We start from the raw sequence: 20583 nt of genomic DNA on the forward strand, positions 1-20583 counted from the left end.
GCGCGATGAACATGGACACTTTCGCCTTCGCCATGCTGGTCCTGTGCGTCGGCGCCCTCGGCCTTTCCATCGTCTACGAGGCGTCCCGCCTGACCGCCACCAGCAGCCGCAAGGCCTTGACGCGGCGGAAGCTGGATGCCCTGGCCGCCGACCTCGCCACCCTCGGCCGGCAGATCGAGGATGCCCAGGCCGAAGGCGCCGCCCGGCAGGAAGCCATCGACCGGCTGACCGCCGAACGCGGTCGCCTGTCCAGCCTGATCGCGTCGGTCAAGGCGTCCAAGATCGCCCTGGTGCACGAGATCGGCGACGCGCAGAGCGGCGCCCAGCGCTATGAGAGCGAGTTGCGCACCGTTCCGGATTTCGCCCGCCTCGATCCCCGGCGCATGCTGTTCGCGCGGGTGATCTGGGAGCGCCGGAACATCGCCCGCGTCTGGGCCGACACCCCGGACGCCGCGGCCGCGATGCTTCAGCGCGCCTTCAGCACGCGCAACGGAGTCCTGTCCTCGCGGCCCGAGACGATCCCGTTGCTCCCGGCCGGAAACGGGGCCGACGACGGCACGCGGCCGGTTTCCCCATGACGGCGATCATCCTCTACGCCGCGCTGCTGCTCCTGGCGGCCAGCGTGCTGGTGAACCGGATGGGCGAACGCCGTGTCCGCGCGGCGCGCAGCGAACTCGTCACCGCCGACAAGGACATCCGGACCTTCGAGCAGCGCGTCCAGGAGGCTCGGAAGACGCTGGAAGCGACCCGCGCAAAATTGGGCGGCCTGGAGGAGGCGCTAACCGAGGCGAAGCGGCAGGCGGAACTGCTGGAACGGCAACTCGACGCGGTGCAGCAGGCGCCGATGGAACTCTTCCACGTCTTCGACCGGCTGGAGGCCCGACCCGGAACCATCTGGGAAGTGGCGGTGCGCCGCGCCCCGGACGCGCTCTACACCAGTGGCGCCATGGCCGCCTCCTGGCGCGACGGACGGGCCTACCTGGTCGTCGCGGCCAACCAGAAGGAAGCGCTGGACCGCGTCGCCCAGCGCTTCCCGCGTGTGAACGGCTACGAGATCGGACCGGTCCTGACCTGCCGCCTGTTCCTGCCCAAGGACGCGACGGAGCGCAAGCGGGCCTGACACGCTCTGTGAGGCGCGCCACAGCGCAGGCGGAACACCACGGCTAGAGTGGAGCCAACACCCTCTCCACCCTGGTGACCGCCATGACCCGCCGCACCACAACACACGCTCAGCCCCCTTCCCCGCCGCAGCCCACCAACCGCGAGCGTCCCGCGTCCGGCTTCACGGTCCTGCCTCTCGACGACCGCCGCTGTCCCCGCCGTGAGGTCGCCGTGCTGTGCGAGACCGACAGCGGCCACCGCTGGGACGGGGCTTGACCGGACCGCCCGCATCCCTATATCCCGGTCGCCCTCCCGTGAGGACGACCTCACCACGGCACACCCGACCATGGCACCCCCAAGTCGGGCGTGGGGAGTTCGGCGGGGACGACCCTGCCTCCAATCCATCGGAGGTGTTCCATGTCCTGGGTCATCCTGTTCTTCGCCGGCCTCTTCGAAATCGGCTGGGCCGTCGGCCTGAAGCAGACGGAAGGCTTCACCCGTCCCATTCCCACCGCCCTGACCGTCGCCTCGATGGTCGTCAGCCTCGCCCTGCTGGGGATGGCGCTGAAGTCACTGCCGCTCGGCACCGCCTACGCCGTGTGGACCGGCATCGGGACGGTCGGCACGGTCATCCTGGGCATCCTGCTCTACGGGGAATCCGCCGACATCCTGCGGCTCGGCTGCATCGCGCTGATCGTGGCCGGCATCCTCGGGTTGAAGCTGATCACGCCCTGACCCATCGCCGCCATCAGGCGCGTTCCTTCCGCAGGGCCGCGCGCGCCGCGTAGCCGATTCCTCCGGCCAAGGCCAAGCCGGCGAGGAAGGCGAAACCGCGCGCCGCGGTTCCCGTGGTGCTCAGCGACAGGCGCTCCTCCTGCCCGGTGAAGCGCCCATGCGTGCGGTACAGGCCGGGCACCGGCTCGAACAGATTGTCGGGCCGGTCCGGCGCTTCCGTTTCCTCCGTCTCCTGTCCTTCGAAGGCGGTGAAGGCCACCCGGTAATCGGCGTAGGCGGGCAGCGCCTGCGTCCCGAGGATCGCCTCGGCGGTGGTGAAGCCCAGCCAGTGCTCCCGCTTGGGGTCCGCCGCCGCCCGGACGATGGCGTGGCCGATGTCGTCCGGATCGAAGATGGCGCCGACCGGCCGCGCCCGCCGTGGCATGTGGCTGCGCGCCCAGTCGAACTGCGGCGTGTTGACGGCGGGCAGATGGACCATGGTTACTTGCAGGCGGCTGCCGTCGTGGATCAGTTCGGAGCGCAGGCTGTCGATGAAGCCGCGGATGGCGCTCTTGGCCCCGCAATAGGCGGCTTGAAGGGGAATGGAGCGATAGGCCAGCGCCGACCCGACCTGAAGGATGAGGCCGCGGTCGCGCGGCAGCATGCGGCGCAGCGCCGCCATCGTGCCGTGGACGGAGCCGAGATAGGTCACCTCGGTCACCCGCCGGACCTCCTCGGGCGTCAGGTCGCGGATGCGCCCGAACACCGTCACCATGGCGTTGTTGACCCAGACGTCGATGGGACCGAGCGCCCGCTCGGCCTGCTTGGCGGCGGCCTCCACCGCCTCGGCGTCGGCCACGTCGGCGGGCAGCACCAGCGCCGTGCCGCCGAGCCGTTCGACCTCCGCCGCCACCTCTTCCAGCGCGTCGCGGGAGCGGGCGATCAGCCCGACCGCCGCACCCCATTCCCGCGCGAAGGCAAGCGCCGTCGCCCGACCGACCCCGGCGGACGCTCCGGTGACGACAACAACGGGCCGGGTCCGACCGGCAATGGGGCTGGTGGGCATGGCGGCGGGGCTCCGTGGGCTGGGACGAGATCGACGCTGTCCAAACCCGCCTGGAGCCCGCCGGTTCCGCCACCACAGTTCCGCCGCCGTTGCGCTTACGGCGCCTCGACGATCTCGAAATCGTGGGTGATCGCGGCGGTGGCGCCCAGCATGATCGAAGCGGAACAGTACTTCTCGGCCGACAGGGCGATGGCGCGCTCCACCTTCGCCGGGTCCAGGCCGCGTCCGGTGACCACGAAATGGACGTGGATCTTCGTGAAGACCTTGGGGTCGGTCTCGGCGCGCTCGGCCTCGATCTCGGCCACGCAGTCGGTGATGGCCTGGCGGCTCTTCTCCAGGATCATCACCACGTCGAAGCCGGTGCAGCCGCCCATGCCGATCAGCAGCATCTCCATGGGACGGATGCCCAGGTTACGCCCGCCCGCCTCCGGCGCGCCGTCCATGACCACGGCGTGGCCGCTGCCGGACTCGCCGACGAACATCCGCCCATCAACCCACTTCACCCGCGCCTTCATGGCGGTCTCCCAGTTATTGTTCGTCTTCCAATGGATGGCAGGGCTTGCAGCCGGTCGGCCAGGGCTCGCCCAGATCCTCCACGAAGCAGGTCCAGGACGGGCTTTCCAGCCGGATGCAGGCGCCGCCGGCAAAATTCAGGACCAGGGCGCCCTCCGCCGCCTCGACGGAGAGCAGTTCCAGGATCTGCGCGCGGTCCTTCACGTCGAGGCCGCGCAGCTTCACGGCCTTCACCCCTTCGATCCGCACGCCGCAATTGACGCGCTCGAAGGGGTTCAGGTGGTCGTCGTCGGCGGTGGGGCCGGGGCGGCGCCGGTCCGCCGTCTCCCACTTGAAGCGGTTGGCCACCAGCACGAAGCGCGCCTCTTCGGGCAGGAAGCACATGTCGCCGATCGGCAAGATCGCGTCCTGCAGGCAGGCGGAGACGACTTTAAGATCCTCGGCATCCTGGGCGCGCAGGCGGATCGGCGTGGCGGTCATGGGCTTCCCTTCGCTGTGGACGGCTGAGCGGGCGCAGGACGCCGTCAGTCGTCCTCCGCCCGGATGCGTTCGATGTCCGCGCCGCAGGCCGCCAGCTTGTCCTCCAGCCGCTCGTAGCCGCGGTCGAGGTGATAGACGCGGTTGACCGTCGTCTCCCCTTCCGCCGCAAGACCGGCCAGAACCAGCGACACCGACGCGCGGAGATCCGTCGCCATAACGGGCGCGCCGGTCAAACGCTCCACACCCCGGACGAGGGCGGAGGAACCGTGCACCGTGATGCGGGCTCCCATGCGGGTCAGCTCGGGCGCGTGCATGAACCGATTCTCAAATATGGTCTCGGTGATCATGCCTGCACCCCTGGCCGTGCACATCAGGGCCATCATCTGGGCCTGAAGGTCGGTGGGGAAGCCGGGATAGGGCTCGGTCATCACGTCGACACCGACCAGCTCGCCGTTGGCGCGGGAGACACGGATGCCCGTCTGGCCGTTGGTCTCGATCTCGGTGAACTCCACGCCCGCCGGGACCAGGGCGGTCACCGCCGCCTTGATCAGGTCCAGACGGGTGTTCAGGATGTCCAGCGTGCCGCCGGTCATCGCCGCCGCCATGGCGTAGGTGCCGGTCTCGATGCGGTCCGGCACCACCATGTGGCGGGCGCCGTTCAGCCGGTCCACGCCGACGATGGTCAGCCGGTCGGTGCCGATTCCGGTGATCTTGGCGCCCATCTTGACGAGGCACTCGGCGAGGTCGCTGACCTCCGGCTCGCGGGCGGCGTTGACCAGCACCGTGGTGCCGCGGGCCAGCGTGGCGGCCATCAGCAGGTTCTCGGTGGCGCCCACCGACACCTTGGGGAAGACATACTCAGCCCCGCGCAGGCCGCCCGGCGGCGCCTTGGCGACGATGTAGCCGCCCTCGATGCGGATGTCCGCCCCCATGGCCTCCAGGCCCTTGATGTGCAGGTCCACCGGGCGGGCGCCGATGGCGCAGCCGCCGGGCAGCGACACCTTGGCCTCGCCGCAGCGGGCGAGCAGCGGGCCGAGCACCAGGACGCTCGCCCGCATCTTGCGGACGAGGTCGTAAGGGGCCGTGGTGTTGGTGATGTCGCGGGCGGTGAACTCCACCACGCGGCCAGCACAATCCCCGCCCGCCCCGGCCATGTGGATCGCGACGCCGTGCTGGAGCAGCAGGTTGCACAGCGTGTTGATGTCCGCGAGGATCGGCAGGTTGGTGAGCGTCAGCGTCCCGTCGGTGAGGAGCGCCGCGGTCATCAGGGGCAGCGCCGCGTTCTTGGCGCCGCCGACCGTGATCGACCCGTGAAGGGGCTTGCCGCCGCGGATGCGGATCTTGTCCATGAAGCTGTCTTGTCCGGTCAGATGCTGTCGAAAAGGCCGAAGCCCGGCGGATTAGGCCATCTTGCGGGTCCGAGGGTCCACGACACGCCCATCGTCGGCGGACTTCTCGGGTCTTACGGGGATTGAATCTGTCAGGCGTTGTAGCGGAGCATGCGGGCGCGCTCAAGGGAAGGAATTGAGGCTTTTTCTCATGGAAGCCCTTCTCCCGCCGCAATTGAAAGGACGGACCGCGTGACACAGGACAGCGCCCGGGACAACACCCAGGACAACATGATGGCCGGGCTGACCCTCTCCCTCTCCGGGCGGCTCGACCCGGACGAGGTGAAGCAGATCCACGGCGAACTGCGCGCCTTCAACGAGCGTTTCACCGCCCCATACGACCTGCGGGAGATCATGATCACCGTTCGCGACGCGGACGGGGCGCTGATGGCCGGGCTGACCGGCTACACGAACTGGGAGTGGCTGTACGTGGACTATCTGTGGGTCCATGACGGCCGGCGCGGCGGCGGGCTCGGCGCCCGCCTGCTGGCCGCCGCGGAGGCGGAGGCGGTGAAACGCGGCTGCCGCTGGTCGCGCCTCTACACCTACGATTTCCAGGCGCCGGGCTTCTACCGCAAGCAGGGCTACGACGTGTGGGCGGAGATGGAGGGCTACCCGCCGGGGCACACGCAGATCTGGCTCAGGAAGGCTCTGCGGCGGGACGGGGAATAGCCTGCACGGCGGATTCGTTGCGCTTCAGGAAGACGATCACCGCGCAGACCACCGCCATCCCGGCCAGCTGGGGCAATTCGAAGGTTTCGCCCAGCAGCAGGAAGGCCGTCACCCCGGCGAAGACGGGATCGAGCATGCCGATCACCGTCGCCGGGAACGGCTCGATGGTCTTCAGCCCCTCCAGATAGAGCCAGTAGGGCGCGACCGTGCCGAAGACGCCGATGAACAGCACGAAGCCCACCATCTCCCAGGTCACCTCGACCGCCGCATAGTCGATGGCCGGGGTGGCGAGCAGCCAGAACAGCGCCGACAGGAAGAAGGGCCAGAAGGTCATCGACCAACTGTCCAGCCCCCGCCGGTGGCCATGGGCGCAGCGGACGTTGTAGGCGGCGAAGCACACGGCGCAGAGCATGCCCACCGCCGCCCCCAGCGCGTTGCCCGACCACAGGGCCGGGTCGTAGGCGCCGACCAGCAGGAAACAGCCGGCGGCGTTGCCCACCAGGATCAGCGCGACCGCCCGGTTCATCCGGTGGGTGCCGAGCAGCAGCCCGGCGGCCACGATCAGCATGGGCGCGGTGTATTCCAGCATCAGCGCCAGCGCCACGTTGGTCAGGGCGATGGCGTAGAAGAAGGTCAGGTTGACCAGCGTCAGCCAGACCGCCAGCTCCCCCAGGAACGGCAGGTCCGCCCGCCGCACCCGGATCGGACGACCGAGCGCCAGCATGATCAGGGCCAGCACGGCGGCGGACACCATGGCGCGCACCGCGATCATGACCAGCGGCGGCATGGAGGCGACGAACATCATCTTGGCCGCCGTACCGGCCACGCCGAACAGCAGGGCGGAGGCGACGATGCAGCCATAGCCCCACAGGCGCCCCTGCGCCGGATCAACCGCCATAAACCCTGCCCAGCCCTGTTCCGGATCGGCGGCAACGATAGCGTGCGCGCCTCACCGCGCCGATGCGGCAAATGCGTCATCGGCTTGTGACGGTCAGCCCGGCTGGCCGTCCTTCTCCCGCCCGCGCGCCTGCTCCTTGCGCTTGCGCAGGTTCTCCCGCAGGCGGGCAGCGAGCCGATCCTGCTTGTCGTCCTTTTTCGGCGGGGCGGCGGGTGTCTTGGTCGTCTCGTCGGTCGTCATGCGGCGCTCGCGGCAAGCGGGGCCGGGGCGGCGGCGCTGCCCCAGCGGCGGTTCCAGTCCTGGAACATCAGCACGTTCCAGAGCCGGTGCTGGTTGTTGCGGGTCCCGGCCAGATGCTCCGCCCAGCAGGCGCGGATCGGCGCGGGATCGAGGAAGCCTTCCCGGCGCAGCCGCCCCTCGTCCAGCAAATCCTCCGCCCAGTCGCGCAGCGGGCCGCGCAGCCAGCCGTCCAGCGGAATGGCGAAGCCGGCCTTGGGCCGCTCCACCAGGGCCGGCGGGACATGGCGGTAGAGCACCTGGCGCAGCAGCCACTTGCCCTTGCCGTCGCGCAGCTTCTGCGCTTGCGGCACGCGCCAGGCGAACTCCACTACCCGATGGTCGAGCAGCGGCACGCGGGCCTCCAGCGACACGCCCATGCTGGCGCGGTCCACCTTCGCCAGGATGTCGTCCGGCAGATAGGTGACGCTGTCGAGATGCTGCATCCGCTCGACGAAATCGGGGATGCCCGCCACCAGCCCGCCGTCCCAGGCCGGGCCATGCGGCTCCCGCCCGCCGCGGACCAGCGCATCGGGGTCCTGCCACTGGCTGACCAGACGGCGGTAGATGGCGTCCGGTCCGGCGGCGTCCAGCACCCCGGCCAGCTTGTGCAGCTTGTCGCCGGTCTGGCGCGGGCGCCGCCCCTCGGGGATCAGCCCGGCCAGGGCGTCCCACCCCGCCGGCCGGACGGCGCGGATCAGCCCGGCGGCGCCCCGTCGCAGCCCGGCGGGCAGCGACGCCATGCGCCGCCACAGGGCGGGCGCCGTGAGATAGCGGTTGTAGCCGGCGAACAGCTCGTCCCCGCCATCGCCGGACAGCGCCACGGTGACGGAGCGCCGGGTCATCTCCGACACCAGCAGCGTCGGGATCTGCGAGCTGTCGGCGAAGGGCTCGTCGTACCAGTCGGCCAGCTTGGGGATGACCTCCAGCGCGTGGCTGGCCTCCACCCGAAGCTCGGTATGCTCGGTGCCGAGATGGGCGGCGACCGCACGGGCGTGCACCGCCTCGTCGTAGCCGTCCTCGCCGAACCCGATGGTGAAGGTGCGCACCGGCCGCGCGCTCTGCGCCTGCATCAGCGCGACGACGGTGGAACTGTCGATCCCGCCGGACAGGAAGGCGCCCAGCGGCACATCGGCCATCATCTGCCGCCCGATGGCGTCCTTGAGCAGCGATTCCAGCGCGTCCGTCGCCTCGGCGTCGGACAGCGACAGCCGGTCGGCAATGCCGGCCCGTGCCGCGTCGCCGGCGTCCCAATAGACGCTGCGCTCGGGTTCGCGCCCCGGACGGACGGTCAGGATGCTGCCCGGCTCCAGCTTGTGGACGCCCTGATAAATGCTGTGCGGCGCCGGGACGTAGCTGAAACGGAGATAGGCGGACAGCGCGTCGCGGTCGATCGCCGCCGTGAAGGCCGGATGGCCGCGCAACGCCTTGGGCTGGGAGCCGAACAGCAGCGTCCCGCCCATCCGCGCCCAGTAGAGCGGCTTCACCCCCAGATGGTCGCGCACCAGAAAGAGCGTGCGCTCGCGGCGGTCCCACAGGGCGAAGGCGAAGATGCCGACCAGGCGGCGCACAGTGCGCTCGACTCCCCAGGCGGCGCAGCCCTCCAGCAACACCTCGGTGTCGGAGTGGCCGCGGAACCGGTGGCCGGCGGCTTCGAGTTCCGCCCGCAGGTTCTGGAAATTGTAGATCTCGCCGTTGTAGACGATAACCCAACGCCCGTCCGCCGATTCCATTGGCTGGCGGCCCAGCGGCGACAGCTCCACGATGGCGAGCCGCCGGTGGCCGAGCGCGATCCCGGCCTCCCCATCGGCCCATACGCCGTCCCCGTCGGGGCCGCGGTGGGCGATGGTGTCGGCCATGCGCCGTGCTGTGGCCTCAAGCCCGGACTCGAGGGCCGGGCCGGCCAGGAAGCCGCAGATGCCGCACACGGCGCGCGCCCTCGCCCTTAGTGGTCGGACCGGTGCAGGATGCTGTCGCGCAGACCCGTCTCGTAGGCCATGCCCTCGGCGGTCACGACACCGTAACCGGGATCGCGGCGCAGCATGCCCTTGCGCTCGAGGATGGTCCAGACGGCCTCGTTGGTCAGGCCGGTGGCGTCGCGGGAGGCGACGACCGCGCTGCCCAGATGGAAGTGGTTGCCATGGGCGTGCGGCAGGTTGGTGACCTGGAAGGCCCCTTCCTCGCCCTCGACCGGCTTCTGCTCCAGACGGGCGAGTTCCTGAAGGAGGGTCAGCGTCTTGAGCTGCAGCGGGTTGAGGTTCGCGGGATTCTTTTTCGGCGGCATGGAGTCCGGCTCGGCAACGTGATTAAGGTTGCGGCAGTAGATCGGGTGCGCCCGGCGGCTGTCAAGCGGCGGAGGATTTTTGCGGACTGGCGTCCGGTCCCCGGGTCGGGCATAAGACGGGCTGTTGACGCGCGTTACCTTTGAGACAAGCGTTTGGCCGGCGCAGGCCCGTCAAGGATGGTGGATATGACGATCGTGGTCACCGGCGCGGCCGGCTTCATCGGCTCGCACGTCGCGGCGGCCCTGCTGGATCGCGGCGAGACGGTGTTGGGGATCGACAACCTCAACGACTACTACTCCGTGGCGCTGAAGGAAGCCAGGCTGGCCCGCCTCGCCGCCCGCCCCGGCTTCCGCTTCGTCAAGGCCGACGTGTCCGACCGCGCCGCCATCGAGGCGCTGGACCCCGATTTCGCCGAGGCGACCGGCGTCGTGCATCTGGCCGCCCAGGCCGGCGTGCGCTATTCGCTGGAGAACCCCTACGCCTATGTGGACGCCAACGTCACCGGGCAGGTGGCGATGCTGGAAGCCGCCCGGCGCATGCCGAAGCTGAAGCATTTCGTCTACGCCTCCACCTCCTCCGTCTACGGCGCCAACAAGAAGATGCCCTTCTCGGTGGAGGACCGCGTCGACTCCCCGATGTCCATCTACGCCGCCACCAAGAAGGCGGCGGAGATGATGACCTACGCCTACTGCCACCTCTACAAGTTCCCGGCGACAGGCTTGCGCTTCTTTACCGTCTACGGCCCCTGGGGACGTCCGGACATGGCCGCCTACCTGTTCGCCGACGCGATCATGGCGGGCCGCCCGATCCGCGTCTTCAACGAGGGGCGGATGAAGCGCGACTTCACCTTTGTCGAGGACATCGCGGCGGGTGTCCTGGCTACGCTGGACCGTCCGGCCAAACCCGACGCCAACGGCGCGCCGCACACCGTCTACAACCTCGGCAACAACCGCACCGAGGACCTGATGCGCTTCATCGGCATCATCGAGGAATCGCTGGGCCGCGAGGCGGTGAAGATCATGGAGCCGTTGCAGATGGGCGACGTGCCGGAAACCACCGCCGACATCGAGGCGAGCCGCCGCGACCTGGGCTATGAGCCGAAGACGCCGATCGACGTCGGCCTGCCCCGCTTCATCGCTTGGTACAAGGACTATCACGGCATTGCCTGAGGCCCGTCCCGTGAGCACCCGATCCACAAGCGCCGGCCGCAAGCTGATCTATCTGGTGACGGAGGACTGGTACTTCTGGTCCCACCGCCTGCCCATGGCCCGCGCCGCCCGCGAGGCCGGGTTCGAAGTCGCCGTCGCCACCCGCGTCGACAAGCACGGCCCCCGCATCGAGGCGGAGGGCTTCCGCGTGCTTCCCCTGTCCTGGCAGCGCCGCAGCATCAACCCGGCGGGCGCCCTGTCCGCTGTGGCGGAGATCGCCGCGCTGTACCGGCGGGAGGCACCGGATCTGGTCCACCACGTCGCCATGAAGCCGGTGCTGCTGGGCGGGCTGGCCGCCGGACTGGCCGGGGTGCCGGCGGTGGTGAACGCGCTGACCGGGCTGGGCTCCGCCTTCCTCGGCACCGGCGGGCTGAAGTCCCGCCTCGCCGGGGCCGCTGCCCGCCCGCTGCTGCGCACCGTGCTGAAGCGCCCGAACAGCCTGACCATCCTGCAGAACGAGGACGACCGGCAGACGCTGGTGGCCGCCGGGTTGCTGCCCGACGAGCGCGCCTGGATCATCCGCGGCTCCGGCGTCGACACCGCCCATTATCAGGTGCTTCCCGAGCCGCCGGAGCCGCCGGTGACGGTGGGCTGCGTCGCCCGTCTGCTGGCCGACAAGGGGGTCGGTCCGCTGGTCGAGGCGCAGCAGAGGCTGCGGGCCAAGGGGCTGGACGTCCGGCTCCTGCTGGCCGGCACGCCCGATCCGGAAAACCCGACCTCCGTGACGCAGGCCGAGTTGGACCGCTGGGCCGCCCTGCCCGGCGTCGAACTGCCCGGCCACAGCGCTGACGTGCGGCAGGTCTGGGCACGTTGCCACATCGCCGTGCTGGCCTCCCGCCGCGAGGGGCTGCCGAAGAGCCTGCTGGAGGCCGCGGCCTGCGGGCGGGCCATCGTCGCCACCGACGTGCCGGGCTGCCGCGAGGTGGCGCACGCCGGCGGGAACGCCCTGCTCGTCCCACCCGACGACGCCGCGGCCCTGGCCGACGCGCTGGAGGTTCTGGTGCGCGACGCTTCTCTGCGCCGGCGCTTCGGCGCCGCCAGCCGGCGTCTGGTCGAATCCGACATGGCGTCCGACCGGGTGGGCGCGAAGACGGTCGAGCTGTACCATCGGCTGCTGGCGTCTACCCAGCCCGGCACGGCCCCGGTCGCGGAGGCATCATGAGCGGCCCCCTGGCCCTATTCCTCGCCCTGGCCGGCAGCTTCGCGCTGTCCTGGCTGTTCACCGGGCGCGTGCTCGCCTACCTGCGGCGCAAGGCGATCCTCGACCACCCGAACGACCGCTCCAGCCATTCCATTCCGACGCCGCGCGGCGGCGGCTGGGGTGTCATGCTGACGCTGCTGCCCGTCTGGACGCTTATCGCGATGACGGCGGACCATCCGCTGCGGGCACTGCCCATCCTCGTCGGAACGGTGGCGCTGATGACGGTGTCCTGGATGGACGACCGGCGCGGGCTGGGTCCGGCACCGCGCTTCCTCGCCCAGATCGCCGCGGTGATCGCGGGGCTGACCGCGCTTCCCGGAGACGGGCTGGTTTTCCAGGGGCTTCTGCCCTTCTGGGCGGACCGGCTGGTGGCCGCGGTCGGCTGGCTGTGGTTCGTGAACCTGTTCAACTTCATGGACGGCATCGACGGGCTGGCCGGCAGCGAGGCGGCGTCCATCGGCGCCGGGCTGGCGCTGGTCTCCGCGCTCGGCGCGCTCGACCCGGCGCTGGCCTTCTACGGGCTGGCCGCGGCGGGTGCGGCGCTGGGCTTCCTGGTGTGGAACTGGCACCCCGCCAAGCTCTTCATGGGCGATGTCGGCAGCGTGCCGCTGGGCTTCACGCTGGGCTGGCTGCTGCTCGTCCTGGCGGCGTCTGGGCTGTGGGTGGCGGCGCTGCTCATCCCCGCCTATTTCCTGGCCGACGCCACCATCACCCTGCTGCGCCGTCTGGCCGAGGGCAAGAAGGTCTGGCAGGCCCACCGCGAGCATTTCTATCAGAAGGCCACCCAGCGCGGGCGCAACCACGCCCAAGTGGTTCGGCTGGTCCTGGCGCTGAACGCCACGCTGCTGCTGCTGGCTGTGGCGTCGCTGGCGCTCGGCTGGACGGTGTTGCCGGCAGGGGCCGCGGCGGTCGTGCTGCTGCTGGCCCTGCTGGCGCGGCCCGTGCAGGCGGCGGCGTGATGCGCGTCCTGGTCACCGGGGCCACCGGTTTCGTCGCGCGGACGGTCATCCCCCTGCTGGTGGAGCGCGGGCACAGCGTGCGCGCCGTGGTGCGCCGCCCTGACGTCCCGGTTCCACAGGCAGCGGATACCGTCACCATTACCGATATCGGCCCCGCCACCGCCTGGGGCAACGTGCTCCAGGGCATGGACACGGTGGTCCATCTGGCCGCCCGCGTCCACGTCATGCGCGACCGAGAGTCCGACCCGCTGGCCGCCTTCCGTCGCGTCAACACCGCCGGCACCCGCGTGCTGGCCGAGGCCGCCGCCGCCGCAGGCGTCAAGCGGATGGTCTATCTCAGCAGCGTCAAGGCGCTGGCCGACGAGAGCCGCCCCGACGAGCTGAGCGAGGAGACGGAGCCCGATCCCCATTCCCCCTACGGCATCTCCAAGCTGGAGGCTGAACGGGCACTGGCGGAGATCTCGGCCCGCACCGGGCTGGAGGCCGTGGTGATCCGTCCGCCGCTGGTCTACGGCCCCGGCGTGGGCGGCAACTTCCTGCGGCTGATGCAGGCGGTGGACCGCGGCATCCCCTTGCCGTTGGGCGCCCTGGAAAACCGGCGCAGCCTGATCTTCGTGGGCAATCTCGCCGACGCCATCCAGGAGTGCCTGACCCACCCGCAGGCGGCGGGCGGGCGGTTCCTGGTCCATGACGGACGACCGATGTCCACGGCGGAACTGGTGCGAGCCATTGCCGAGGCGTTGGGCAAGCCCGCGCGTCTTCTGCCCGTGCCGCCGTCCCTATTGGCGCTGGCCGCGCGGCTGGCCCGGCGGGAGGCCATGCTGGACCGCGTCGCCGGCTCGCTGGTGATCGACGACGGGGCCATCCGCCGCGCGCTGAACTGGCGCCCGCCCTGCTACCCCGCGTACGGCTTGCGCCTGACCGCCGAATGGTTCAAAGCTGTGCGCGGCTGAACGGCCAGGATGGGCCTGGGATTCCCCGAAAGGGAGTGCCCCGGCGAAGCGATAGTCTAAGGTAAAGCGCATGCGTATCCCGTCTCCGCGGGCGTCCCTCGTCTACCTGCACGATCTGACGATGACGGCCGCTGCCCTGGTCGTGGCTTTGTATCTGCGCGTGGGCGAGCAAGCGTTCCAGGAATACAGTGACCCGCTGCTGACGGGGCTGCCCATACTGGTGCTGATCGCGGCGGTGGTGTTCCGCTTCTCGGGCCTGTACCGCGGCATCTGGCGCTACGCCTCCGTCCCTGATCTGGCGCAGCTCCTGCGTGCGGTCACGATGGTCGTGCTCTGCTTCCTGGCGGTCATGTTCCTGCTGACCCGGCTGGAGGCCCTGCCGCGCTCCCTGCCGGTGATCCTGTGGTTCGTGCAGCTCGTCCTGCTGGGCGGGCCACGCTTCGCCTACCGCCTTTTGAAGGACCGCCGTCTCGGCCTCCACGATCGGGAAGCGGGCGGTGTGCCGCGCATTCCGGTGCTCCTGCTGGGCGTCAGCGACGCGGCGGAACTGTTCATCCGCTCGCTGGACCAGAACGCCGGCGCCGCCTACCGCGTGGTCGGCCTGCTGGATGACAAGAACCGGCGCATCGGCCACGCCATCCGCGGCGTGCCCGTCCTGGGCGGCCCCGACGACCTGCCCCGCGTGGTCGAGGACCTGGCGCAGCGCGGCGACCGCCCGCAGCGCCTGATCGTCGCCAAGGGTCAGGCCGACGTGCCCGGCACCGTGCTGCGCGACCTGCTGGAGCAGGCGGAGTCCCTCGGCCTGTCCATGGCCCGGCTGCCCAGCCTGACCGAGTTCAAATCGGCGCTCGGGGAAGGCAAGATCGAGGTGCGCCCGATCGCGCTGGAGGACCTTCTCGGCCGCCCCCAGGCGGTTCTCGACCGCGGCGCCATCGCCAGCCTCGTCACCGGACGGCGCGTCGTCGTCACCGGAGCGGGCGGCACCATCGGCAGCGAACTGGTCCGCCAGATCGCCGCCCTCCAGCCGGAGACGCTGACCCTCGTCGATGCCGGGGAGTTCAACCTCTACAGCATCGAGATGGAGGTGCGGGAGCGCTTCCCCGCCCTGGCGCTCCAGGCGGTGATCGCCGACGTCCGCGACCGCGACCGCATCTTCCGCCTGTTCCAGACGCAGCGCCCACACATGGTCTTCCACGCCGCGGCGCTGAAGCATGTGCCGCTGGTGGAGGCCAACCCGGCGGAAGGCGCGCTGACCAACGTCATCGGCACCCGCAACGTCGCCGACGCGGCGCGGGCCAACGGCTGTCAGGCCATGGTCCTGGTGTCCACCGACAAGGCGATCCGCCCGACCAGCGTGATGGGCGCCACCAAGCGCTTTGCCGAATGCTACTGCCAGGCGCTCGACATGCTGCCGCCGCGCGACGGCGGCGAGACGGCGACCCGCTACATGACGGTCCGCTTCGGCAACGTTCTGGGCTCCAGCGGGTCGGTGGTGCCGCTGTTCACCCGCCAGCTCGCCAAGGGCGGCCCGCTGACCGTCACCCACCCCGACATGCGCCGTTACTTCATGACGGTGCGCGAGGCGGTGGAACTGGTGCTCCAGGCCTCTGCCCACGGCGTGGCCCGCCTGGAGGAGCGCGGCAAGGTGCTGGTGCTCGACATGGGCGAACCGGTGAAGATCGTCGACCTCGCCCGGCAGATGATCCGGCTGGCCGGCTACCGGCCCGGCCACGACATCAAGATCGAGTTCACCGGCCTGCGCCCCGGCGAGAAGCTGTTCGAGGAGATCCTGACCTCGACCGAGGCTCCGACGCGCACGGAGGCCGATGGCGTGTTCCTCGCCTCGCCCCGCGTGATCGACTATGCCCTCATCAACCGGGCGCTGGGCGAGCTGGAAACGGCCGCGCGGGCCGGTGACGCCGAACGGGTGATGACGATCCTGTCCAACATCGTCCCCGATTTCCGCGCAGAGGCCGTCCTGCCGCCGCCGAGCGCCTTCGGCAACGCCGCGGCGGGCGGTGAGGCCGGGGCGCTGAACCAGGGCGGCTCCGACTGATCGACCGGGAAACGGACGTGACCATGGGCGGGGATTTCCCCGCCCATTTTTCTTTTCCGGAAAGGCACTTCATCGCTTGCATCGGCGCAAAGCCTATGGCATAACCCGCGCCACTTCGTCGGTTGGCCGCAAGTTCTTCCCGGCCAGCAACACCGTCCCGGCGCTGCCGTAGCTCAGTGGTAGAGCACTCCCTTGGTAAGGGAGAGGTCGAGAGTTCAATCCTCTCTGGCAGCACCATCCTCCCCCTTCGTTGTTTCTTTGAGAACGCTGAAGCGCAGCCGTTGGCCGGCTTGCGTGGCTTTTTGCGTTCTGCATTCAGCGATGGATCTGGACCTTGCCCCCTCCCTAAACCCTCCCCGTCGTCCCGAAAGAAAAACGCCGCTCCGGATTGCTCCGGAGCGGCGTTTCCCTTGGAACCCGGACGGGCGCCGTCGTTAGTCGACGACGGTCACGCCACGGCGGTTCTGCGCCCAGGAGGCCTCGTTCGAGCCGAGGACCGCCGGCTTCTCCTTGCCGTAGGAGATGACCTTGACGCGCGAGGCGTTGATGCCGCCGGCGACGAGGTAGTTCTTCACCGAGTTGGCGCGACGCTCACCCAGGGCGAGGTTGTACTCGCGGGTGCCGCGCTCGTCAGCGTGGCCTTCGACGGTCACGGTGACGTTCGGGTACTGCTTCAGCCAGGAAGCCTGACGGTCCAGGGTGGCGCGAGCCTCCGGAGCCAGGTCGTAGCGGTCGAGACCGAAGAACACGCGGTCGCCGACGTTGACGACCAGGTCTTCCTGCGAGCCCGGGCGGATCTGGCTGGACGTGGCGGCGCCAGTGGCGTTGGCGTTGCCGGCATCCTTCGGAGCGGTTTCGCAAGCGGCAACCAGAGCGACGGCCGCGATCAGGCTCAGATACTTGATACGCATGTTAAATGACCCCCTAAGCGACACGAGATGTTTTGACCGGATTGTGGAGAAAGAACGCCGCCGACTTCCGCCAGACCCCGACGGAAGTACCGACTTCCGGCCTTCGTCTTGAGCGTCGTTCTTGCGCGCGCAAAATAGGGCTACTCCACTAGGGAATCAAGGGCGACCATGCGGGATCGGAGCCGTCGAGCGGAGTGATCACACGGCGTTCGTTTGCGCCCGTCACGTCGATGGTGTAGAGCTTCGCGCTTCGCCCGCGGCCGTCCCCGGCCGGAACATCGCGGAAGAAGCTCAGCACGCGGCCGTTCGGCGCCCAGGTCGGGCCTTCCACGTGGAACGACTCGGTCAGGATGCGCTCGCCGGTGCCGTCCGGACGGATCACGCCCAGAGCGAAGTTGCTGCCACGCTGGCGGGTGAAGGCGATCAGGTCGCCGCGCGGCGACCACACCGGCGTGCCGTAGCGGCCCTCGCCGAAGGTCAGGCGCTTCGGACCCGAGCCGTCCGCGTTCATGATGTAGAGCTGCTGGCTGCCGCCGCGGTCCGACTCGAAGACGATGCGCTGGCCGTCCGGCGAGTAGCTGGGGCCGGTGTCGATGCCCGGCGAATCGGTGAGCTGGGTCTGGCGGCGGGTGCGCAGGTCCAGGGCGTAGATGTCGGTGTTGCCGTTCTGCGCCATGCTCATGATGACCTTGTTGCCGTCCGGCGAAAAGCGCGGGGCGAAGGTCATGCCGACGAAGTCGCCGAGGACTTCCTGGCGGCCGCTGTCGATGTTGAACAGGTACACGCGCGGCTTCTTGTTGAAGTACGACATGTACGTGATTTCCTGGGTCGCCGGCGAGAAGCGCGGCGTCAGGACGAGGTTCTTGCCATCGGTCAGGAACTGATGGTTCTCACCGTCCTGGTCCATGATGGCGAGCTGCTTCTTGCGCGCGTTGGCCGGGCCGGATTCGGCCACATAGACGATGCGCGTGTCGAAATAGCCCTCTTCGCCGGTCAGCCGCTTGTAGATGGCGTCGGCGACGATGTGGGCGATGCGGCGCCAGCTGTCGGCGGTCGCGGTGTAGCTCAGCCCCTGCATGTATTGGCCGGCGGCGACGTCCCACAGGCGGAAGTCGACCTTCATGCGGCCGTCGCCCATGGCGGTGGTGTTGCCGGCGACCAGCGCCTGGGCGCCGACGGCGCGCCAGTCCTGGTAGCGCGGCTCGCCGGAGCGGAGCTGGTCGGGTGTCTGCAGGAAGCCCTTGGGGTCGAGCGGACGGAACAGGCCCGACCGCTCCAGATCGGCGGCGACCACCTTGGAGATGTCCGAGCCGACCTGCGCCTCGCGCCCGCCGGCACCGGCGAAGCTGGTGATGGCGATCGGCAGCGGCTCGACCACGCCCTTGGTGATGTCGATTCGCACCTCGGCGCGGGCCGGGGCGGGCGCCGCGACGCCGAGGGCGAGCAGCAGGGCGCCGGCGCAACCGGCGGCCTTCAGCAGGAGCCTCGTCTTCTTCGTCATCGTCAGAACATGTCCCTCGGGTCGAAATTGAACACGAAGTAACGCCACTCTTCATACCGGGCGGGCGTGAAGTCGCCGGAAAACTCGCTGATGGGCAGGGGGCTGGCCCGCTTCACCGCGCGCAGCGCAGCGTCGGCCGATGCCCGGAAGGCCGCGTCCGACATGTAGCGGGAGCGGTACCTCTCGTTGATCGTCGCGTTGAGGACCGAACCGTCGCGACCCAGCTCAACGATGATCTCCACCTGCATGTTCCCGGCGTCCTTGCGGCCCGGGTCGAAGTTCCAGTTCTTGCTCACCGCGCCGCGGATGCCGTCGATGGCGCGGCCCGACGGCTTGAACGGCTTGTCGGGTCCGTTCACCGCCTTGGCCGCCCCTGAGGGCGCCGCCGAGGGCGACGCCGACGCGGCGGCGTTCTGGGTCGGCTTGGCGTCGGCCTTGCTCTCGGAGGCCGCCGGCTTGGCCGGGGCGTTCTTCTGAACGTTCTTCAGAAGGTCGGCCAGCGCGTCGGTCTTCTCCGGCGGCTTCTCCGGCTTCTTGGGCTCGGCCTTCGGCGTCTCCGGCTTGGCCGGCTCGGGCTTCTTGGGCTCGGGCTTGGGCGGTTCCGGTTTGGCCGGTTCCGGCTTCGGCGGCTCGGGCTTCTTCGGCTCCGGCTTCGGGGGCTCGGGCTTGGGAGGCTCAGGCTTCGGCGGTTCCGGTTTGGGCGGCTCCGGCTTCGGAGGCTGCGGCTTCGGTTCCGGCTTGGGCTCGGGCGGCTTGACCACCGGCGCCGGCTCCGGATCGGGCGGCGGCGGGGGTGGCGCCGGCTTGGGCGGCGGCGGCGGTTCGCGCGCCGGGGGCGGCGTCACCTGGGCGACCTTGGGCGGCTCCGGAACCTTCGGCTCGGGCCGGGGCGGCGGCGGCGGGGGCGGGGGCTCGCTGGCCGGTTCCGGTGGCGCGGGGGCCGGCGGACTCGGCTTGGCCTCGGGAACCGGCGGCTTGGGCGCCGACGGTCTGGGCTCGCCCTTGTCGACGCGCGCGGCCTGGGTCACCTCGCCCATGTCCACGATCTCGATCGGGATGGACTCGGGGATGTCCAGCTTGCGATCGCTGGGCGGCATGCCGAGCACGAACAGCGCGACCAGCGCGACGTGCAGCGTTGCCGAGGCGATCAGGGGTTTGCGCATGGGTCAGCCTTCAACTCGCCGTGGCGTCTCAGCGCTGCGCCGAGCCGCCGACGCGCGGCCCGGTGGCGCCCGGCCCGCTGGGCATCTCGGCGACCAGCCCGACCTTCTTGAAGCCGGCGGCGCTCATGGTGCCCATCACCTCCAGCATCTTGCCGTAGGCGATCTTCGCGTCGCCGCGCACCAGGATGCGGGCGTCTGGGTTGTTGTTGGTCACGGCGATCAGCAGCGGCACCATGTTGGCCGTCTCCACCGCCGTCTCCTGCACATAGACCCGGCCGTCGGACTGGACAGTCACGAACAGCGGGTCCTTCTGCGCCTCCAGCGGGGCGGCGTTGGTCTTCGGCAGATCCACCGGCACGCCGACGGTCAGCAGCGGTGCCGCGACCATGAAGACGATCAGCAGCACCAGCATGACGTCGATGAAGGGCGTCATGTTGATGTCGGCCATCGCGCGGTATCCGCGGCGGCGGCCCCGTCCGTGGCCGCCCTTTCCTGCGAGCTGGGCTCCCATGTCAGGCGGCTCCCCGCTCCTCGAGGTGGCGCGACAGGATCGCCGAGAACTCGCCCGAGAAGGTCTCCAGCCGATCGGCGTAGCGGCCGAGGTCGGTGGTGAACTTGTTGTACGAGATCACGGCGGGAATGGCGGCCACGAGACCCAGCGCCGTGGCGAACAGCGCCTCGGCGATGCCGGGGGCGACGACGGCGAGGCTGGTGTTGCCCGACGCGGCGATGGAGGTGAAGGAGTTCATGATGCCCCACACCGTGCCGAACAGGCCGATGAAGGGCGCCGTCGAACCGACCGACGCCAGGAAGGTCATGTAGCGCTCGGCGCGCAGCATCTCGCGCCCGATGGTCACCGACATGACGCGCTCGACCCGCTGCTGCAGCGAGCCCTTCATCGAGCCGATGCCGCGGTCGGCGGCGTGGCGCCACTCGCGCATGCCGGCGGCGAAGGTCGCCGACATCGGATCGGTCGGATTCTGGCCGATGCGGTCGTACAGCGCGTCCAGCGAGCCGCCGGACCAGAAGCTTTCCTCGAAGGCGTCCGCCTGCGCGTTCAGGCGGCGGATGCGCATCAGCTTCTCGATGATGATGGCCCAGCACCACACCGAGGCAACCAGCAGCATCAGCATCACGACCTTGACGATCAGGTCGGCCTGCCAGAACAGGCCCCACATCGTGATGTCGTGAGCCTTCGCCGCGGCCCCGACCACCTGGGCGGAATTCAGATCCATCGC

Annotated in this window: 23 protein-coding genes and 1 tRNA gene; 11 read left to right on the forward strand and 13 right to left on the reverse strand. The window is 69.9% G+C overall.

The genetic code is table 11. From position 1 onward, the window contains the following. Positions 1-5: 5 nt before the first annotated feature. The 4 genes from ACWPXE_RS15955 to sugE all read left to right on the forward strand — a co-directional run bounded on the left by ACWPXE_RS15955 (position 6) and on the right by sugE (position 1836). Positions 6-578, forward strand: coding sequence for a hypothetical protein (locus ACWPXE_RS15955; protein WP_454018613.1), 573 nt, complete (start codon positions 6-8; stop codon positions 576-578). Beyond that, entirely contained in the window at positions 575-1120 is a 546-nt protein-coding gene (locus ACWPXE_RS15960; RefSeq protein ID WP_454018614.1) for a hypothetical protein, read from the forward strand. Before ACWPXE_RS15955 ends, ACWPXE_RS15960 begins: the two co-directional genes overlap by 4 nt. 83 nt (positions 1121-1203) lie before the next feature. Further along, on the forward strand, positions 1204-1377 hold the full coding sequence (locus ACWPXE_RS15965; RefSeq protein WP_454018615.1) for a hypothetical protein: 174 nt from the start codon (positions 1204-1206) through the stop codon (positions 1375-1377). 141 nt (positions 1378-1518) lie between these two features. Further along, positions 1519-1836, forward strand: coding sequence for a quaternary ammonium compound efflux SMR transporter SugE (gene sugE / locus ACWPXE_RS15970; protein WP_145626089.1), 318 nt, complete (start codon positions 1519-1521; stop codon positions 1834-1836). A 13-nt stretch (positions 1837-1849) separates the two neighbouring features. Here sugE and ACWPXE_RS15975 read toward each other — a convergent pair whose 3' ends face one another. The 4 genes from ACWPXE_RS15975 to murA form a co-directional block, all read right to left on the reverse strand. Further along, a complete protein-coding gene (locus ACWPXE_RS15975; RefSeq protein ID WP_454018616.1) occupies positions 1850-2881 on the reverse strand; it encodes an SDR family oxidoreductase in 1032 nt (343 codons plus the stop codon). A gap of 95 nt (positions 2882-2976) precedes the next feature. Further along, positions 2977-3396: an OsmC family protein gene (locus tag ACWPXE_RS15980; protein ID WP_454018617.1), complete on the reverse strand. Its 420-nt coding sequence runs from the start codon at positions 3394-3396 to the stop codon at positions 2977-2979. Positions 3397-3409: 13 nt separating this feature from the next. Beyond that, positions 3410-3874 (reverse strand): DUF2948 family protein, encoded by a 465-nt coding sequence (locus ACWPXE_RS15985; RefSeq protein ID WP_454018618.1) that lies wholly within the window; start codon positions 3872-3874, stop codon positions 3410-3412. A gap of 44 nt (positions 3875-3918) precedes the next feature. Continuing rightward, complete coding sequence (murA, locus tag ACWPXE_RS15990; protein ID WP_454018619.1) at positions 3919-5223, reverse strand: UDP-N-acetylglucosamine 1-carboxyvinyltransferase; 1305 nt, start codon at positions 5221-5223, stop codon at positions 3919-3921. A gap of 231 nt (positions 5224-5454) precedes the next feature. On the opposite strand from murA, the gene ACWPXE_RS15995 reads away from it, so the two are divergent. Continuing rightward, entirely contained in the window at positions 5455-5934 is a 480-nt protein-coding gene (locus ACWPXE_RS15995) for a GNAT family N-acetyltransferase (protein WP_454018620.1), read from the forward strand. On the opposite strand, the gene ACWPXE_RS16000 is transcribed toward ACWPXE_RS15995, so the two are convergent. The 4 genes from ACWPXE_RS16000 to ACWPXE_RS16015 all read right to left on the reverse strand — a co-directional run bounded on the left by ACWPXE_RS16000 (position 5903) and on the right by ACWPXE_RS16015 (position 9392). After that, entirely contained in the window at positions 5903-6832 is a 930-nt protein-coding gene (locus ACWPXE_RS16000; RefSeq protein WP_454018621.1) for a DMT family transporter, read from the reverse strand. The genes ACWPXE_RS15995 and ACWPXE_RS16000 overlap by 32 nt on opposite strands. Positions 6833-6925: 93 nt before the next feature. Next, positions 6926-7072 (reverse strand): hypothetical protein, encoded by a 147-nt coding sequence (locus ACWPXE_RS16005; protein ID WP_200485387.1) that lies wholly within the window; start codon positions 7070-7072, stop codon positions 6926-6928. Beyond that, positions 7069-9036, reverse strand: a complete 1968-nt coding sequence (gene asnB, locus ACWPXE_RS16010) for an asparagine synthase (glutamine-hydrolyzing) (protein WP_454018622.1) — start codon at positions 9034-9036, stop codon at positions 7069-7071. Before asnB ends, ACWPXE_RS16005 begins: the two co-directional genes overlap by 4 nt. Before the next feature lie 17 nt (positions 9037-9053). Continuing rightward, complete coding sequence (locus ACWPXE_RS16015) at positions 9054-9392, reverse strand: hypothetical protein (RefSeq protein WP_149163371.1); 339 nt, start codon at positions 9390-9392, stop codon at positions 9054-9056. A 186-nt stretch (positions 9393-9578) separates the two neighbouring features. On the opposite strand from ACWPXE_RS16015, the gene ACWPXE_RS16020 reads away from it, so the two are divergent. The 6 genes from ACWPXE_RS16020 to ACWPXE_RS16045 all read left to right on the forward strand — a co-directional run bounded on the left by ACWPXE_RS16020 (position 9579) and on the right by ACWPXE_RS16045 (position 16007). Continuing rightward, positions 9579-10562: an SDR family NAD(P)-dependent oxidoreductase gene (locus ACWPXE_RS16020; protein ID WP_454018623.1), complete on the forward strand. Its 984-nt coding sequence runs from the start codon at positions 9579-9581 to the stop codon at positions 10560-10562. A gap of 10 nt (positions 10563-10572) precedes the next feature. After that, positions 10573-11763, forward strand: coding sequence for a glycosyltransferase family 4 protein (locus tag ACWPXE_RS16025; RefSeq protein ID WP_454018624.1), 1191 nt, complete (start codon positions 10573-10575; stop codon positions 11761-11763). After that, positions 11760-12761 carry an MraY family glycosyltransferase gene (locus ACWPXE_RS16030; RefSeq protein WP_454018625.1) on the forward strand — a complete coding sequence of 334 codons (1002 nt, stop codon included), beginning with the start codon at positions 11760-11762 and terminating at the stop codon, positions 12759-12761. The genes ACWPXE_RS16025 and ACWPXE_RS16030 overlap by 4 nt, the downstream gene beginning before the upstream one ends. Next, the gene (locus ACWPXE_RS16035) at positions 12761-13714 is read left to right on the forward strand and encodes an NAD-dependent epimerase/dehydratase family protein (RefSeq protein ID WP_454018626.1); all 954 of its coding nucleotides are present in this window, start codon (positions 12761-12763) and stop codon (positions 13712-13714) included. The genes ACWPXE_RS16030 and ACWPXE_RS16035 overlap by 1 nt, the downstream gene beginning before the upstream one ends. Before the next feature lie 70 nt (positions 13715-13784). Continuing rightward, positions 13785-15770: a polysaccharide biosynthesis protein gene (locus tag ACWPXE_RS16040; RefSeq protein ID WP_454018627.1), complete on the forward strand. Its 1986-nt coding sequence runs from the start codon at positions 13785-13787 to the stop codon at positions 15768-15770. A gap of 162 nt (positions 15771-15932) precedes the next feature. Continuing rightward, positions 15933-16007, forward strand: a tRNA-Thr gene (locus ACWPXE_RS16045). Between the two features lie 197 nt (positions 16008-16204). Here ACWPXE_RS16045 and pal read toward each other — a convergent pair. The 5 genes from pal to tolQ all read right to left on the reverse strand — a co-directional run bounded on the left by pal (position 16205) and on the right by tolQ (position 20580). Then, complete coding sequence (gene pal, locus ACWPXE_RS16050) at positions 16205-16681, reverse strand: peptidoglycan-associated lipoprotein Pal (RefSeq protein ID WP_149163366.1); 477 nt, start codon at positions 16679-16681, stop codon at positions 16205-16207. A 148-nt stretch (positions 16682-16829) separates the two neighbouring features. Next, entirely contained in the window at positions 16830-18182 is a 1353-nt protein-coding gene (gene tolB, locus ACWPXE_RS16055; protein WP_094307343.1) for a Tol-Pal system beta propeller repeat protein TolB, read from the reverse strand. Positions 18183-18184: 2 nt separating this feature from the next. Next, positions 18185-19345: a hypothetical protein gene (locus tag ACWPXE_RS16060; RefSeq protein ID WP_454018628.1), complete on the reverse strand. Its 1161-nt coding sequence runs from the start codon at positions 19343-19345 to the stop codon at positions 18185-18187. Positions 19346-19373: 28 nt separating this feature from the next. Next, positions 19374-19856 carry a protein TolR gene (gene tolR, locus ACWPXE_RS16065; protein ID WP_014240514.1) on the reverse strand — a complete coding sequence of 161 codons (483 nt, stop codon included), beginning with the start codon at positions 19854-19856 and terminating at the stop codon, positions 19374-19376. A gap of 1 nt (position 19857) precedes the next feature. Further along, positions 19858-20580, reverse strand: a complete 723-nt coding sequence (tolQ, locus tag ACWPXE_RS16070; protein WP_149163363.1) for a protein TolQ — start codon at positions 20578-20580, stop codon at positions 19858-19860. Positions 20581-20583 lie beyond the last annotated feature (3 nt).

This window comes from Azospirillum sp. Marseille-Q6669, from assembly GCF_965111635.1.